17 protein-coding genes and 1 tRNA gene are annotated in these 14,677 nt (G+C 65.8%); 16 read left to right on the forward strand and 2 right to left on the reverse strand.

The window, feature by feature from the left end; genetic code table 11:
* Positions 1–46: 46 nt before the first annotated feature.
* The 9 genes from rpsM to prfA all read left to right on the forward strand — a co-directional run bounded on the left by rpsM (position 47) and on the right by prfA (position 5,574).
* Positions 47–412 carry a 30S ribosomal protein S13 gene (gene rpsM / locus KBY66_RS10505; RefSeq protein WP_255089372.1) on the forward strand — a complete coding sequence of 122 codons (366 nt, stop codon included), beginning with the start codon at positions 47–49 and terminating at the stop codon, positions 410–412.
* 64 nt (positions 413–476) lie between these two features.
* The gene (rpsK, locus tag KBY66_RS10510; RefSeq protein WP_006173334.1) at positions 477–869 is read left to right on the forward strand and encodes a 30S ribosomal protein S11; all 393 of its coding nucleotides are present in this window, start codon (positions 477–479) and stop codon (positions 867–869) included.
* A 51-nt stretch (positions 870–920) separates the two neighbouring features.
* Entirely contained in the window at positions 921–1,859 is a 939-nt protein-coding gene (locus KBY66_RS10515) for a DNA-directed RNA polymerase subunit alpha (RefSeq protein ID WP_255089374.1), read from the forward strand.
* A gap of 38 nt (positions 1,860–1,897) precedes the next feature.
* Complete coding sequence (gene rplQ / locus KBY66_RS10520; protein ID WP_255089375.1) at positions 1,898–2,248, forward strand: 50S ribosomal protein L17; 351 nt, start codon at positions 1,898–1,900, stop codon at positions 2,246–2,248.
* 5 nt (positions 2,249–2,253) lie between these two features.
* Positions 2,254–3,132, forward strand: coding sequence for a tRNA pseudouridine(38-40) synthase TruA (truA, locus tag KBY66_RS10525; protein ID WP_255089397.1), 879 nt, complete (start codon positions 2,254–2,256; stop codon positions 3,130–3,132).
* 103 nt (positions 3,133–3,235) lie between these two features.
* Entirely contained in the window at positions 3,236–3,688 is a 453-nt protein-coding gene (rplM, locus tag KBY66_RS10530; RefSeq protein WP_255089398.1) for a 50S ribosomal protein L13, read from the forward strand.
* A complete protein-coding gene (gene rpsI, locus KBY66_RS10535; RefSeq protein ID WP_255089376.1) occupies positions 3,685–4,092 on the forward strand; it encodes a 30S ribosomal protein S9 in 408 nt (135 codons plus the stop codon). The genes rplM and rpsI overlap by 4 nt, the downstream gene beginning before the upstream one ends.
* 8 nt (positions 4,093–4,100) lie before the next feature.
* The gene (gene rpmE / locus KBY66_RS10540; protein WP_255089377.1) at positions 4,101–4,367 is read left to right on the forward strand and encodes a 50S ribosomal protein L31; all 267 of its coding nucleotides are present in this window, start codon (positions 4,101–4,103) and stop codon (positions 4,365–4,367) included.
* A 103-nt stretch (positions 4,368–4,470) separates the two neighbouring features.
* Positions 4,471–5,574: a peptide chain release factor 1 gene (prfA, locus tag KBY66_RS10545; protein WP_255089378.1), complete on the forward strand. Its 1,104-nt coding sequence runs from the start codon at positions 4,471–4,473 to the stop codon at positions 5,572–5,574.
* A 25-nt stretch (positions 5,575–5,599) separates the two neighbouring features.
* Here prfA and KBY66_RS10550 read toward each other — a convergent pair whose 3' ends face one another.
* Complete coding sequence (locus KBY66_RS10550) at positions 5,600–6,097, reverse strand: HNH endonuclease (protein WP_255089380.1); 498 nt, start codon at positions 6,095–6,097, stop codon at positions 5,600–5,602.
* Positions 6,098–6,230: 133 nt separating this feature from the next.
* Here KBY66_RS10550 and alr point away from each other — a divergent pair, with 133 nt between their 5' ends.
* Together alr and KBY66_RS10560 are read left to right on the forward strand one after the other, a co-directional pair.
* A complete protein-coding gene (gene alr, locus KBY66_RS10555; RefSeq protein WP_255120109.1) occupies positions 6,231–7,439 on the forward strand; it encodes an alanine racemase in 1,209 nt (402 codons plus the stop codon).
* 18 nt (positions 7,440–7,457) lie between these two features.
* Positions 7,458–7,546, forward strand: a tRNA-Ser gene (locus KBY66_RS10560).
* 39 nt (positions 7,547–7,585) lie between these two features.
* On the opposite strand, the gene KBY66_RS10565 is transcribed toward KBY66_RS10560, so the two are convergent.
* Positions 7,586–8,536, reverse strand: a complete 951-nt coding sequence (locus KBY66_RS10565) for a serine hydrolase (RefSeq protein WP_255089383.1) — start codon at positions 8,534–8,536, stop codon at positions 7,586–7,588.
* A 17-nt stretch (positions 8,537–8,553) separates the two neighbouring features.
* Here KBY66_RS10565 and KBY66_RS10570 point away from each other — a divergent pair, with 17 nt between their 5' ends.
* The 5 genes from KBY66_RS10570 to KBY66_RS10590 all read left to right on the forward strand — a co-directional run bounded on the left by KBY66_RS10570 (position 8,554) and on the right by KBY66_RS10590 (position 14,523).
* Entirely contained in the window at positions 8,554–9,336 is a 783-nt protein-coding gene (locus KBY66_RS10570) for a C40 family peptidase (protein WP_255089387.1), read from the forward strand.
* Positions 9,337–9,381: 45 nt separating this feature from the next.
* Positions 9,382–10,353 (forward strand): glycosyltransferase family 2 protein, encoded by a 972-nt coding sequence (locus tag KBY66_RS10575; protein ID WP_255089388.1) that lies wholly within the window; start codon positions 9,382–9,384, stop codon positions 10,351–10,353.
* 122 nt (positions 10,354–10,475) lie between these two features.
* Positions 10,476–10,592, forward strand: coding sequence for a photosystem I reaction center subunit VIII (locus tag KBY66_RS10580; RefSeq protein WP_255089390.1), 117 nt, complete (start codon positions 10,476–10,478; stop codon positions 10,590–10,592).
* A 72-nt stretch (positions 10,593–10,664) separates the two neighbouring features.
* Entirely contained in the window at positions 10,665–11,156 is a 492-nt protein-coding gene (locus KBY66_RS10585) for a photosystem I reaction center subunit XI (protein ID WP_255089391.1), read from the forward strand.
* Positions 11,157–11,379: 223 nt separating this feature from the next.
* Entirely contained in the window at positions 11,380–14,523 is a 3,144-nt protein-coding gene (locus tag KBY66_RS10590; RefSeq protein ID WP_255089392.1) for an efflux RND transporter permease subunit, read from the forward strand.
* Positions 14,524–14,677 lie beyond the last annotated feature (154 nt).

A 14,677-nucleotide genomic window follows, 5' to 3' on the forward strand; every position in this document is an offset into this window, starting at 1 on the left:
GCCCTCGCGCTGGGCTCCCCCCTCTGCCCAACTGATCGTTTCATTCGTGGCTCGGATTGCCGGTGTTGATATCCCTCGTGACAAGAGGGTCGAGATTTCACTCACTTACGTGTACGGCGTGGGGTTGACCCGGGCCCAGCAGATTCTTGCCAAGGCGGGCGTCAGTCCTGATATCCGTGTCAAGGACCTCGATGACGCCGACATCCAGAAGCTCCGCGTCGCCGCCGAGACCTTCACCCTGGAAGGCGATCTCCGCCGCCAGGAAGGCATGGCGCTCAAGCGCCTCCAGGACATTGGCTGCCTGAGGGGTCGCCGTCACCGCATGGGTCTGCCCGTCCGCGGCCAGCGCACCCGCACCAATGCGCGGACCCGCCGGGGTGCCCGCAAAACCGTGGCCGGCAAGAAGAAGTAAGCCGCCCCCCTGAGCTCCCCAGCGGCGCTCGGATTTTCCATTCCCTTACCCCAGGCCACTGTCCATGGCAAAGCCAGCCAAGAAAACCGGCGCCAAAAAAACCAAGCGCAATGTGCCGAATGGCGTTGCCCACATTCAGAGCACCTTCAACAACACCATCGTGTCGATCACCGACACCGCCGGTGAGGTGATCTCCTGGTCATCCGCCGGGGCCAGCGGCTTCAAGGGAGCCCGCAAAGGCACTCCCTTCGCCGCCCAGACGGCGGCCGAAGCCGCCGGCCGTCGCGCCCTCGAGCAAGGGATGCGTCAGATCGAAGTGCTGGTGCGGGGTCCGGGTTCGGGCCGCGAAACCGCCATACGCGCCCTCCAGGTCGCTGGTCTTGAGATCACCCTGATCCGCGATGTCACCCCCCTTCCCCACAACGGTTGCCGTCGCTCCAAGCGACGCAGGGTCTGAACTCCCTTCCCATTCCAGCCTTCGGGCGTTCCCTCTCACCACCTTCAGGCCGTGCATCAGTATCAGATCGATCGCGTTGAGCACCAGATTGCCGACGACCGCTCCCAGACCGGTGTGTTCGTGATCGGCCCCCTGGATCGCGGCCAGGCCGTCACCCTCGGCAATGCCCTGCGCCGTGTCCTGATGGGGGGCATGGAAGGCAGCGCCATCACGGCGGTGCGGATCGCCGGGGTGAACCACGAATACGCCACGGTGCCCGGCGTCCGCGAAGACGTTCTCGACATCCTGCTCAACTGCAAGGAAGTCGTGGTCAACAGCCGCAGCAGGGAACTTGAAATCGGCCGCCTGGTTGTGAACGGGCCGGCCACCGTCACCGCCGCCGATCTGCAGTTCTCCTCCCAGGTGCAGGTGATCGATTTCGATCGGCCGATCGCCACGGTGGCCGATGGCCACAGCCTCGAGCTCGAAGTTCACGTCGAGCGGGGCGTGGGCTACCGGCCGGTGGAGCGTCACCAGGAAGACACCAGTTCCATCGATCTTCTCCAGATCGATGCTGTGTTCATGCCCGTCCGCCGGGTCAACTACACCGTGGATGAAACGGCCGTTGGCGAAGGCGGCTCCGCCCGGGAACGGCTTCGCCTCGACATCCACACCAGCGGCGCGATCACCCCTGACGACGCCATGGCCCAGGCCGCGAATCAACTCATCGCCCTGTTCCAGCCCCTGGCCAGCCTCACCCTGGTGGAAGAGCCTGGAATCGAGCCGGAAGCCTCCGCCGAGAGTCAGATTCCCCTCGAGGAGCTGAACCTTTCCGTGCGTGCCTACAACTGCCTCAAGCGCGCCCAGGTGAACTCGGTGTCTGATCTGATGGGCTTCAGCTACGAAGACCTGCTCGAGATCAAGAACTTCGGCTCCAAGTCGGCTGATGAGGTGATCGAGGCCCTCGAGCGAATCGGCATCTCCCTCCCCCAGAGTCGAACCACCGCCTGAGCAGCCGTCTCCTTTTTCCTCCTCAACGCCCCGGAACCATGCGACACCAGTGCCGAGTCCCCCTGCTGGGACGCCCCGCCGACCAACGCAAAGCCCTGCTTCGCGGTCTGACCACCCAGCTGATCAGGGAAGGTCGTGTGACCACCACCAAGGCACGGGCCAAAGCGCTGCGCGATGAGGCCGAGCGCATGATCACCCTGGCCAAGGACGGCAGCCTCGCATCCCGCCGCCGGGCCATGGGCTACATCCTCGACAAGCAGCTGGTCCACTCCCTGTTCGACAAGGCACAGGAGCGCTACGGCGAGCGCCAGGGTGGCTACACCCGGATCATCCGCACCGTGCCTCGCCGAGGCGACAATGCCCAGATGGCAATCATCGAACTGGTCTGAAGGCCCTGCGCAGGATTGCCCTCTGTCTGCAATACGAGGGCTCGGCGTTCTGTGGCTGGCAGCGCCAGGTGGATCAGGTCAGCGTCCAGGCCACCCTGGAAACGGCCCTGGCTGCCCTCGATCCCCATAGACCCATGGTCTGCGTGGCGGCCGGGCGGACTGACAGCGGCGTTCATGCCGCTGCCCAGGTGGTCCATTTTGAAGCGATCGGCCCCATTCCTGCCCAACGTTGGCCCAAGGCCCTCAACGGCCGTCTGCCGCCCACCATCCGGATTCGCGCCGCCGCCGAGGCACCAGTCGGCTGGCACGCCTGCTTTTCGGCCGGCTACCGGCGCTACCGCTACACCATCTACAACGGCCGCACCCCCAATCTTTTCCTGGCACCATTCAGTTGGCACCGCTACCGCTTCCGCCTCGATGAGCGGGCGATGGCCCAGGCCTTGGAGGGGATGGTTGGGGAGCACGATTTCTCGGCATTCCGCAAGGCCGGCAGCCAGCGCAGCCATTCGCGCACCACGGTCCAGGCGGTCAGCCTGGAGCGGCAGGGGGACATGGTCGTCATCGAGATCCAGGCCAGTGGCTTCCTATACGGAATGGTGCGCTTCCTGGTGAGCCAGTTGGTGCTGGTGGGGGAGGGGCAGCTCACCCCGGATGGCTTCGGGCAGCGTTGGCGTTCCCGGGCACGTGGGCAGGTCAGGGAAGGGGCCCCCGCCCAGGGGCTCTGCCTGCTGCGGGTGGGTTATCCCCAGGAGCTTTTCCCGACGGAACTATGGTTCGACAGCCAACCGTACTTCCGGTTGGAGCACACGGATCCACCACCCCCTTCCCCCCAGGCAAGGACCAAGGAGTGTGGACCGGCGAAAGGCTATGGTGAAAAGCTGTGAATGCACAGATCGGCATCCGCTCCTGCGGATTCCCTGCTCGTACCACTCCTGTCCAGCCCCATCCAGCGAGATGGGGCGCTATGTGATCCGGCCTGCCGGCGCGATGAACAAGACCTCCGTTCCCTCCCTGGATTCCCTCGAGCGCCAGTGGTTCCTGGTGGATGCCGAGAACCAGACCCTCGGCCGCCTGGCCACCGAAGTGGCCAGCGTGCTGCGGGGCAAGAACAAGCCCACCTTCACCCCCCACCTGGATACCGGGGATTTCGTCGTCATTGTCAATGCCGACAAGATCCGGATCAGTGGCAACAAGGCCACCCAGAAGATCTACCGCCGGCATTCCGGCCGGCCCGGTGGCATGAAGACCGAAACCTTCGCCGCCCTCCAGGCACGCCTGCCCGAGCGGATCGTCGAGAAGGCGATCAAGGGGATGCTTCCCCACAATGCCCTGGGTCGCCAGCTGTTCCGCAAACTCAAGGTCTACAAGGGTGCCGAGCACCCCCACACGGCCCAGCAGCCCCAGATCCTGACCCTCGATCCTTCCGCCTCCGCCCAATGAGCAGCCCTTCGAACCGTGTCGTTTACTGGGGAACCGGCCGCCGCAAGACCGCCGTGGCCCGGGTTCGTGTAGTGCCTGGCACCGGCTCCATCACCATCAACGGCCGCCCCGGTGACAACTACCTCAACTACAACCCCAGCTATCTCGCCTCGGTGAAGGCGCCCCTCGACACCCTCGGCCTCGCCACCGCCTACGACTTGCTGGTCAACGTCAGGGGCGGCGGCCTCACCGGCCAGGCCGATGCGATCAAGCAGGGAGCGGCCCGTGCCCTCTGTGAGCTCTCTCCTGACAACCGCAAGCCGCTAAAGACCGAAGGCCACCTCAGCCGCGATCCCCGCGCCAAGGAACGCCGCAAGTACGGCCTGAAGAAAGCCCGCAAGGCTCCCCAATTCTCCAAGCGCTGATTCCTCCCATGCCCAAGGCCGACATCCACCCCACCTGGTATCCCGAGGCCAAGGTGATCTGCAACGGAGAGGTGGTCATGACCACCGGCTCCACCCACCCCGAACTCCATGTCGACGTCTGGAGCGGCAACCATCCCTTTTACACGGGTACCCAGAAAATCCTCGACACCGAAGGCCGGGTCGACCGCTTCATGCGCAAGTACGGCATGGGCGGCGTGAACGCGGCGGCTGCCAAGCCAGCAGCGGAAGCCCCTTCCGACACCACCGCGTCCTGATCGCTCGGGATTTGCCGCGGGCTCCACGCCATGGCCCCGTACACGCCATGGCTTGTCGGTTTCCGTCGTCAACCGCGCCGGATTGGTCCGCTGAGTTCGACTGATGGATGTCACCTTCCTGGCTGAACGGCTGGAGGCGGCCTCCACCACCTTCGCGGCCCTGGAGCGTCAGCTGGCCGATCCCCAGGTAGCCAGTGATCCCGGCCAGCTCGAGCACCTCGCCCGGGAGCGGGCCAGGCTCGAACCCCTGGTTCTGGGCCAGGATCAGTTGCAGCAGCTGGAGCAGCAAGCCGGTGAAGCACGGCAACTGCTCAAGGAGAGCCGCGGAGACCCTGACATGGAAACCCTGGCCCAGGACGAGCTGCTGGCACTCTCCCTCCGGATCGACAAGCTCCGGGAACAGCTCACCCTGGCCCTGCTGCCCCGCGATCCCCGCGATGAACGCAGTGTGATGCTGGAGATCCGGGCTGGCGCCGGCGGCGATGAGGCCTCGATCTGGGCCGGTGATCTGGCGCGCATGTACGAACGGCATGCCCAGAGCCTCGGCTGGTCCGTGCAGCCCCTGAGTGCGTCCCAGGCCGACCTCGGTGGCTACAAGGAGCTGATCCTCGCGATCCGCGGCCAGGGTGTGTACAGCCAGCTGAAGTATGAGGCCGGCGTCCACAGGGTTCAGCGCGTGCCTGCCACCGAATCCCAGGGCCGGGTCCATACGTCCACCGCCACCGTGGCCGTGATGCCGGAAGCCGACGCCGTTGAAGTGCGGCTTGACCCCCGCGACCTGGAGATCAGCACGGCCCGATCCGGCGGGGCGGGCGGCCAGAATGTCAACAAGGTTGAAACAGCCGTCGACCTGCTGCACAAGCCCACCGGAATCCGGGTGTTCTGCACCCAGGAACGTTCCCAGTTGCAGAACAAGGAACGGGCCCTGGAGATCCTGCGGGCCAAGCTGCTCGAGAGGGAACGGGCGCTCGCTGCCGCAACCGAGAGCTCAGCCCGGCGGGCCCAGGTCGGCAGCGGCGACCGCAGCGAAAAGATCCGCACCTACAACGTCAAGGACAATCGGGTGACTGATCATCGCCTCAACCGCAGTTTCAGCCTTGATCCCGTCTTGGCCGGCCAGCTCGCCGAGCTGATCGGCGCCTGTGTCGCCGCCGATCAGCGCAGGCGGATGGAGAAGCTGGCGGCCGAGGCCAGTGGGATCGGCTGATCGACGCTGCGGTGCTGCCCTCCTGTCAGGCACCGATCACGTACTTGGCCCATTCCCTTCGGCCGGAGCGGATCTGGCGGGTGGCTTCGAAGTACAGCGTGCTCACCGGGCGGCGGGGCACTTTCGCCAGGGGCATGGCCGCCTCCCGCGGCGTGCGATTGCCCTTGCGCACGTTGCAGCGCAGGCAGGCCGTCGTGACGTTCTCCCAGCTGTCGATCCCGCCGCGGCTGCGGGGGATCACATGGTCGATCGAAAGCTGCTCCCCCTGGTAGCCGCAGTACTGGCAGATCTGGCCATCACGCTGGAAGACATTGCGACGGGTCAGGGGAAGTTGCTTGAACGGCACCCGGACGAACTGTCTCAACCGGATCACGGTCGGCAACAGCAGATCCCCCCGGATCACGTGGCTGCCATCGTGCTCGAGGCCTTCAGCCTTTCCCTTGAGCACCATCACGGTGGCCCGCCGCCAACTGGTGATGTTGAGCGGCTCGTAGGAGGCGTTGAGAACAAGAACCTGGCTCATGGCGCTCTGCCCATGGATGTGTGCCAGTTCCTTTCAACGTGGGCATGCTAGTCGCTGAATCCCACCTGTCACCTGGTTCGCCCTACGGTCTGAGCCTTCCACCCGCGCGGGCAGGGTGCCCGACCACGGCTTGATGCCGGATTCCCCCTTGACCGCCGCCGCGCCCGAAGCGTCCAGTCCCAGCTGGGGACTCCATCCCCGTCAACGGGCCTGGGTGGAGGTCGACGAGGCTGCGATCAGCCGCAATGCCAGGCGCCTCCAGGGCTTCCTGGTGCCTGGCTGCGACCTGATGGCCGTGGTCAAGGCTGATGGCTACGGCCATGGGGCCCTGCCGGTGGCGCGTGCCGCCTTGGCTGGCGGTGCCAGCTCCCTTGGTGTTGCCACCTTGCATGAAGGGGTGGAGCTGCGCGAGGCGGGAATCGAGGCCCCCGTGTTGGTGATGGGCAACCTGATCGAGCCGGAAGACCTGGGCAGCTGCCTTCACTGGGGGTTGATGCCGACGATCAGCAGCCGGCAGGAGGCCCTGCTGTGCCAGAACCTGGCCACCGGCAGCGGCCGAACCATGGCCGTGCATCTCAAGCTGGATACCGGGATGGCCCGCCTGGGCGTCGCCTGGGCCGAGGGGCCCCAGCTGCTTAAGGTGCTGAATCAGCTCGAAGCGGTCCAGGTCGCCGGGGTCTACTCCCACCTGGCCGATGCCGATGCCCCTGACGACAGCGACGGCGGGCTGACCGCGGAGCAACAGCGGCGCTTCGACCGTGCTCTCCAGGCCATGGCCGAGGGGGATCTGAGCACCGGCCGCCGCCACCTGGCCAACTCTGCGGGCACCCTTCGCAGCCGCTCCCTTCACTACGACCTGGTGCGGGTGGGACTCGCCCTCTACGGCCATTCCCCCGCCCCCCACCTCGGCGGCAGCCTGGCACTGGAGCCAGCCATGGCGGTTCGAGCCCGGGTCACCCTGATTCGTGAGGTGCCCGCCGGGGTGGGAGTGAGTTACGGGCACCGCTTCCGAACGCACCGGCCGAGCCGATTGGCCGTGGTGGCGATCGGCTACGCCGATGGCGTGCCGCGGCGACTGTCCAACCAGATCTCCGTGCTCTTCGCCGGCGCGCGCCTGGCCCAGGTGGGGGCCATCACCATGGACCAACTGATGATCGATGCCACCGATTGCCCCCAGCTGACGGTGGGATCGGTGGTGACCCTGCTGGGCCACGATGGCCAGCAGGGAATCGGACCGGAGCAATGGGCCGAGGCCTGCGGCACGATCTCCTGGGAGATTCTCTGCGGTTTCAAGCACCGCTTGCCGAGGCTGCAGGCCGGGGAGGGCCGGCTGGAACGCTGATAAGCTCTTGGGGCCTCTGGAGAGGTGGCTGAGTGGTTGAAAGCGGCTCCCTGCTAAGGAGTTACAGGAGGTAACTTCTGTCGAGGGTTCGAATCCCTCCCTCTCCGTTCCAGTTCTGACCAGCCGGTTGGATGGGCTCCTGAAGTTCAGCCATCCAGCGAAGCCTCCCTGCGGCACGCTTCGCTCAGATCCCTGGCAAGCGCAGGCAGAAGCTTGCCGTCGCCGGCCCGCTCCCGCCCTTCGCTGAACACCACGAGAAGGAAGGGCAGATAGCCATCAATCTCCACATAGGCGGCGTCGTGGCGAGCCTGGCTCATCCAGCCCGCCTTGCTCCACAGCCGCGCCCCCTCCGGCAGTCCTTCGCCAAGAAAGCCATCCACCTGGTTCTCCGGATCGGCCGATCGATCGGCCCGTTCCAGCGATCGCCGCAGCAACTGCCTCATGCGGCTGCAGGCCGGGGGCGATATGCAGCTGCCGGCCACGATCGCGTGCAGCAGCCGGGCCGTGGCCTCGGCGCTGAGCCGGTTGCGGTTCTCCAGGGCAGGTCCGTAGAACTGCCGCTCGCGGCCGTAGGGCCCATCTCCCCAGGTTTTCTGGCAGACATTGCACCCCTTCAGCTCTGGCCAGCCCAGGCCGGCCAACCATTGGTTCAGCAGCTGGCGCTGGGCAATCCAGGCCCGCAGCTGTGCCTCGGGCAGATCCGGGCCACTGGTGGTGCCACTCAACATGTCCACCAGCAGGGAGGTGGCATCGTTGCTGGAATCACGGATCATGTCGGCCATGGCCCGCCGCAGCTCGGCGCTGTCCTCAAGCAGGCAACGCTGCAGCCAGGCCTCCACCCCTGCCAGCAGGAACAGCTTCACCACACTGGCCGGATAGGCGGGTTGATCCCCGCGCCAGCCCGCCCCGGCCATCGGCTCGGCCCAGAATGCAGCCGGATCAGACAAGGCGTCGGCCCGGCCGATCAAGGAGCGGTCGTAGCGCAGCCAGCACACCGAGATCTGGCCGCTGAGCCCGGGGCGCCCCTCCCTCTCCAGAGACCGAATCCGATCCTCCAGGATTGCGCCCATCACCCCATCCGGGCGGTAAAACGCCATCACGCGTGGCCGCAGCAATGCAGAGAGTAGGCACCCAGCCCCAGGGCGACCGAGCGGAAGCCCAACGGGCGCCGGGCACACCGGCGGCGCCTGAACTTCTGGTGAGGGGAGGTTGCTGGCGGCTGTTGGATCGGCTCGACGGCTATAGCCGAGCACGGGGACAGGACCTCGCCACCCAGGCCGCCGCAGGGCGCCACCTGGTGGTGCTCGGTCCGGCCCCGGGCCGGGGTGGGCGGCTGCGGGTGCGGCTGCTCGAAGACGGCTACCCCTGCTGGCTGGAGCCCAACGACCTGCTGGGCAGAGCCGTGGCGGCACCCCAGCCCCTGCCGCGCCTGCTCGATGAAGCCGCTATCACGGCAGCCATCCCCGTCGTTCTGGCTTACGGGCACCAGGCCGCCAGCCAGCCCAACCACTACCTCTGGGGCGGGACCACCGGCCCCAACTTCGACTGCTCCGGTTTTGTCCAGACCGCCTACGCCAGGGCGGGGATCTGGATCCCGCGGGATGCCTACCAGCAGGAGCGCTTCTGCCAGGCGGTGGCCGTCCGGCCAGGACACTTCGGCCTGGTGCGGCCAGGTGATCTGATCTTCTTCGGCCGCCCGCAGCGCTGCACCCACGTCGGCCTCTACCTCGGTGCCGGTCGGTACCTGCACAGCTCCGGGCGGGAGCATGGCCGCGATGGGCTGGGCATCAACCAGCTCGCCCCCCACGACCACGATCCTGTCAGCCGCCACTACAGAGGGGAGCTGCGTGGAGCCGGGCGGGTGGTGCGCTGCCACGACGGCACGACCCTGCCATGAGCACAACCCCGTAAGTTGCAGGCCTACGTACCCCCAACCGCCACCATGGGCGATCCGAGCGGATGCGAGCTCTCGGTGGTCATCCCCCTGTTCAACGAGCACGACAACGTGCCGCTGCTGGTGGATCAGGTCATGGCCGTTCTTCGGCCGATGGGGCGCCGCTTCGAGCTGGTGCTCGTCGACGACGGCTCCAGCGATGGCACCGACACCATCCTGGAGCACCTGGCCAGCCGGACCCCTGAGCTTGTGGCGGTGCTGCTGCGCCGCAACTACGGGCAGACGGCCGCAATGGCGGCCGGTTTCGCTGCCAGCAGCGGCGCGGTTCTGATCACCCTCGACGGCGATCTGCAGAACGATCCCACCGACATCCCCCTGCTGCTGGAACGGCTCGAGCAAGGTTTCGACCTGGTCAGCGGCTGGCGGCACCAGCGCCAGGATGCGGCGCTGCAGCGGCTGCTGCCCTCGAAAATCGCCAATCTCCTGATCGCCCGGGTCACCGGCGTCAAGCTCCACGACTACGGCTGCTCGCTCAAGGCCTACCGCCGCGAGGTGGTGGCCGATCTCAATCTCTATGGCGAACTGCACCGCTTTCTGCCGGCCCTGGCCTTCATCGAAGGGGCCCGGATCAGCGAGGTGAAGGTGAACCACCACCCCCGCCGCTTCGGCAGCAGCAAGTACGGAATCGACCGGACCTTCCGGGTGCTGATGGACCTGCTCACGGTCTGGTTCATGAAGCGGTTCCTGACCCGGCCGATGCATGTCTTCGGCTTCGGCGGCCTCGCCTCCCTAGCGCTGGGTCTGGTGATCGGCCTCAGCCTGCTCAGCGAGAAACTCTTCTTCAACGCCGACATCGGCAATCGCCCGCTGCTCTCCGTGGGCGTGCTCGCGATCGTGGCCGGGATCCAGCTCTTCTGCTTCGGCCTGCTCGCCGAACTCCAGATGCGCACATACCACGAAAGCCAGGGGCGGCCGATCTACAGGGTGCGAGCCACGTTACGGGGCAGTCAGGCCGGCTGAGCGGCTCCGGAGACGGCCTGCCTGGATCCGGATTGAACTTTTATGTCGCCACCTGGGGGGGCGGCCGGGCAGAGCCAGAAGTGATGGATACAGTACCGGCGGTAGCTGTATTGGTCCTCACCATGACTGGAGAATTCGCCGCCGCCTGGCTGCCGTCCATCCTTGTTCCCTTTGTTGGAATTCTTGGCCCCGCCGTGGCCATGGCCCTGTTGTTCAACGTGATCGAAGCCCGCGACTGAGATCAGCGATCCTGTGCGGATCGTTCCACCCCAAAGGCCTCGCTGCGTTCGTTCCTTCTCCCGTTCTTCTCCATGACCGTGCAACCCGTCGCCGATCCCACCGTCGGCAATCTGGCCACCCCTGTCAACAGCAGCTACTTCAGCAAGGCCTTTCTGAACGCCCTGCCGGCCTACCGGCCCTCCCTCTCGCCCAACCGCCGGGGCCTTGAGGTCGGCATGGCCCATGGCTTCCTCCTCTACGGCCCGTTTGCCATGACCGGCCCCCTTCGCCTCACCGAGTACGCCAGCACCTCCGGTCTTCTCGCTGCGATCGGCCTGGTCTCGATCCTCACGATCTGCCTGTCGATCTACGGCACAGCTGGAACCGGACCCAGCGTGCAACCCCCCGACGCCACCATCGACAACCCCCCGGCCGACCTGTTCACCAAGGCCGGTTGGGCCGAGTTCGCCAGTGGCTTCTGGCTTGGTGGCTGCGGTGGTGCCGCCTTCGCCTGGTTCCTCGCCGGCAGTGTGATGGGCTCCCCCCTGGTCAAACTCACCGGCGGCCTCGGGGGCATGGGCTGATGTGATGGATCAGGCCGTACCGGATAAGCCCGTTCCTTCTGTTTCGCCAGGCCTGACCCAGACACCAACGGTATCCCCGTTGATCTGCTGCATCTCAAAGCCCCGCCAGTGCGGGGCTTTTTCATTGCCTGGCCAGGGTCGCGATGGGATCGACAAGCCCTCGACAGGTCGGTCTCTGTAAAGATTGATGGGGTTTGGCCAGCAAAGCAGGGGAATGGAGGCGATGTCCGTATCCGATCCATTCCTCAAGCGCCCTGTTCTCACCCTGGTGATCAGCCTCCTGATCGTGATGGCTGGCCTTGTCAGCCTGCCCGGTCTGCAGGTTGAAAACCTTCCACCAATCGCCCCAATCCGCGTCAATGTGCGCGCCAACTATCCGGGCGCGGGTGCGGTGGTGGTCGAGCAAGGCGTGACGACACCGTTGGAGCGCCAGCTCAACGGCCTGGAAAGGCTGGAGAGCATCCGATCCACGAGTTCCGCCAACGGAAGTTCGATCACGCTCACCTTCGAAGGTGGTGATCCGGAACTCAACCAGATCAACGCCCAGAACGAAGCCGTCCTGGTGAATCGGCAGCTGCCCCCCCAGGTGGCACGGCTGGGTGTGCAGGTGCGTCGCAGCTCCGACGATCTGTTGATGGTGCTCAGCTTCAACAACCCAGAAAACATGTACGCCCCGGCCTTCCTCAACGGCTGGGTCGATCAGCAATTGAAAGATCGCCTGCAACGGGTGCCCGGTGTCGGCAACGTCACCATTTCCGGGGGCGGTCCACTGGCCTTCCGCCTGTGGCTGGATCCAGCGGCGCTGGAGAAGCGCGGACTCACCATCACCGATGTGGAGGAAGCGCTGGCCAAGCAGAACGTTCTCGCTGCCCTTGGTCAGGTCGGCGACGCACCGAGCCCTGCCGGACAAGAGACGACGCTGCCACTGGAAATGGAGGGGCGCCTCCGCAGCGTCGACGCGTTGGAGGAGCTGGTGGTGAGCCAGACCCCGAACGGCGGGGTCGTGCTGCTTCGGGACCTGGGACGGGTCAGTTTCGATCTGGAAAGCTTTGACAACAGCGCCCGCAACCTTGCCGGCAATCCGGCGGTGATCGTGCAGATTTTCCAACGGGACGGAAGCAACGCCTTGGAGGTCAGCCGGGCGGTGAACGCCGCGATGGCTGAACTTGAACCCCGCTTTCCCCCAGGAGTGGCCTTCCAGCAGATCGTCGACGTCGCGGACAGTGTGCGGGAGAGCATCGCGCTTACTTGGTCAAGCCTGAGGGAGGCGGTGCTGCTTGTTCTGGTCGTGCTGCTGGTGTCCCTGGGAAACACGCGGCTGGCCGTCGTTACCGCCGTGGCAGTGCCGGTCTCGCTGATCGGCAGCCTCTCCGTGCTGCGGCTCACCGACAGCTCGATCAACACCCTCACGCTGTTCGGGATGGTCCTGGCCACGGGGATCCTGGTGGACGACGCGATCGTGGTGAGTGAGGACATCGGACGGCGACTGGAGGAAGGTGAACCGCCCCTGCTTGCCGCCCAGCAGGCGATGGGCGAGCTGGGCGGAGCCTTGATCGCCACATCGCTGGTACTGGTGGTGGTCTTTCTGCCGGTCCTGGCCATGCCCGGCAGTGTCGGCCGCTTGTACAGGCCGATTGCCGCGACCATCAGCGCCACGATCCTCTTCTCGACCATCAATGCACTGACGTTCACCCCGGTGGCAGCCAGTTGGTTGCTCGCCCATGGCTGGCGTGATCCCCGCTGGTTGCGGCAGCTGCTGGCTCGGCCGCAGCGCTGGCTCGAAGCCCTGAGTCGCAGCTACGCAAAGTCCCTGGCCCATAGCTTCCGCTGGCGCAGGCTGATCATGCTGGGCCTGCTGGCGGGCCTGCTGCTGACGGCCTGGGGGCTCGGAGGTCTACCCACCGCCTTCATCCCCCAGGAGGACGACGGCCAGGTGCGCGGGGTGGTCGTCCTGCCCGGCGGCGCCTCGCTCCAGAAAACCGAACGGGTGCTGGAGAAGGTCCGACGCATCGTTGAGCAGGAGCCCAACATCCGCGTCGGAACCTTCAATGCCGGGCGCTCCTTTGGAGACAGCGCCTCCAACCGGGGGACGTTTTTTCTGCGGCTCAAGCCCCTCAGCGAGCGGGGAGCCGGCAGCGATCGAAGCAACGAGGCCGTGGCGCGACGACTGAGTCGGGTGATGCGGGAGCGCATCCCTGAAGCGGCAGTGCAGGTCAGCGTTCCACCGGCCGTGCGGGGGTTCAGCGGCGAAGGGGGACTGGAACTGGAGATCCTTGATGGCAGCGATGGACGACTGAGCCTGGCGGCGTTCGAACGGGAAGTGCGCGACTTCATCGCGGACGCCAACGCCACGAACCAGTTCGAGAGGGTGAGCACCCGCTTCAGTGCCGATGCCCCCCTGCTGCGCCTGCGTCCCGACCGGATGCGGATGGCCTCGCTCGGCGTGGACCTCGACACGGTGGTCTCCACCCTGGGGGCCAGTGTGGGCAGTCGCTACGTGAACGACAGCTTCGAAGGCGACCGGGTCCGTCGTGTGGTGGTTCAGTTGGAGGGGGCCAGCCGCCGCACGGCGGATGACGTGCTGGCTCTCAAAGTCCACAGCAACAAGGGAACGCTGATCCCGCTGAGGGAGCTGGTGCAACTGGAGCAGGCCAGCGGACCGAACACAATCAACCGAAGCCGGCTGTCGCGCGCGATCACAGTGCAGGCCATCCCGAAAGCCGACGTGAGCACTGGCCAGGCGATCGCACTGCTGGAAGGGGTTCACAGCCGTCAGGTCAATGCGGTCACAGATCTGGAGTGGGTGGGCCTGGCTCGGGAAGAACGGCAAGCCGGTGGACGGGCCTGGCTGTTGTTTGGTTTCGGGGTTGCAGTGATGTACCTGGTACTGGCCGCCCTCTACGAAAGCTTTCAGGACCCGTTGATCATTCTGATCACAGTGCCCCTCGCGCTGCTTGGGGCGCTTCTGGGGCTGGCAGGCCGAGGCCTCTTTCTCGACATCTATGCCCAGATGGGAATGCTGGTGCTGGTCAGCCTGGCTGCCAAGAACGGGATTCTGATCGTGGAATTCGCCAATCAGCGCCTCAAGGAAGGCGAGGGGTTACGGGATGCGGTGGAGACTGCCGCCGTGACTCGCCTGCGGCCAATCCTGCTGACAGCCTTTGCGTCATTGGCCAGCATTGTCCCGCTACTCCTTGCAGGAGGCACTGGGGCTGCTGGGAGAGCCAGCATGACAAGCATCAGCACGGTGCTGTTCTTCGGGCAGCTTGTCGCGACAGTGTTGACCCTGTTTGTTGTTCCGGTCGTCTACCTGGAGATGAAGTTACTGGCTGGCCACTCCTGGTCTCGCAGGGAGCCAACAATTTAACCAACTGGAAACGAGATCAATCAACCATTGTCCGGCGACAATCAGGTTGACCGGTTGGCGACAAGCTCGTTGGCCGGTTGGGAGCGGGGCTGCTGACCCTGGGGCCGATGCGCATGGCCCTGGTGATGCCGGCACCACTGACGAGCCAACAGAT

The sequence above is a fragment of the Synechococcus sp. Tobar12-5m-g genome (assembly GCF_024345415.1).
Taxonomy (GTDB): Bacteria; Cyanobacteriota; Cyanobacteriia; order PCC-6307; family Cyanobiaceae; genus Regnicoccus.

What these genes read in the sequence shown, in the direction of transcription:
- rplQ (WP_255089375.1), top strand. Translation starts at nt 1,898, where the DNA reads ATGCGACACCAGTGCCGAGTCCCCCTGCTGGGACGCCCCGCCGACCAA.
- KBY66_RS10565 (WP_255089383.1), bottom strand. Translation starts at nt 8,536, where the DNA reads ATGGCGTTTTACCGCCCGGATGGGGTGATGGGCGCAATCCTGGAGGAT.
- KBY66_RS10585 (WP_255089391.1), top strand. Translation starts at nt 10,665, where the DNA reads ATGACCGTGCAACCCGTCGCCGATCCCACCGTCGGCAATCTGGCCACC.
- alr (WP_255120109.1), top strand. Translation starts at nt 6,231, where the DNA reads ATGCCGGATTCCCCCTTGACCGCCGCCGCGCCCGAAGCGTCCAGTCCC.
- KBY66_RS10570 (WP_255089387.1), top strand. Translation starts at nt 8,554, where the DNA reads ATGCAGAGAGTAGGCACCCAGCCCCAGGGCGACCGAGCGGAAGCCCAA.
- rpsI (WP_255089376.1), top strand. Translation starts at nt 3,685, where the DNA reads ATGAGCAGCCCTTCGAACCGTGTCGTTTACTGGGGAACCGGCCGCCGC.
- rpsK (WP_006173334.1), top strand. Translation starts at nt 477, where the DNA reads ATGGCAAAGCCAGCCAAGAAAACCGGCGCCAAAAAAACCAAGCGCAAT.
- rpmE (WP_255089377.1), top strand. Translation starts at nt 4,101, where the DNA reads ATGCCCAAGGCCGACATCCACCCCACCTGGTATCCCGAGGCCAAGGTG.
- KBY66_RS10580 (WP_255089390.1), top strand. Translation starts at nt 10,476, where the DNA reads ATGACTGGAGAATTCGCCGCCGCCTGGCTGCCGTCCATCCTTGTTCCC.
- KBY66_RS10590 (WP_255089392.1), top strand. Translation starts at nt 11,380, where the DNA reads ATGTCCGTATCCGATCCATTCCTCAAGCGCCCTGTTCTCACCCTGGTG.
- prfA (WP_255089378.1), top strand. Translation starts at nt 4,471, where the DNA reads ATGGATGTCACCTTCCTGGCTGAACGGCTGGAGGCGGCCTCCACCACC.
- KBY66_RS10550 (WP_255089380.1), bottom strand. Translation starts at nt 6,097, where the DNA reads ATGAGCCAGGTTCTTGTTCTCAACGCCTCCTACGAGCCGCTCAACATC.
- KBY66_RS10575 (WP_255089388.1), top strand. Translation starts at nt 9,382, where the DNA reads ATGGGCGATCCGAGCGGATGCGAGCTCTCGGTGGTCATCCCCCTGTTC.
- rplM (WP_255089398.1), top strand. Translation starts at nt 3,236, where the DNA reads ATGAACAAGACCTCCGTTCCCTCCCTGGATTCCCTCGAGCGCCAGTGG.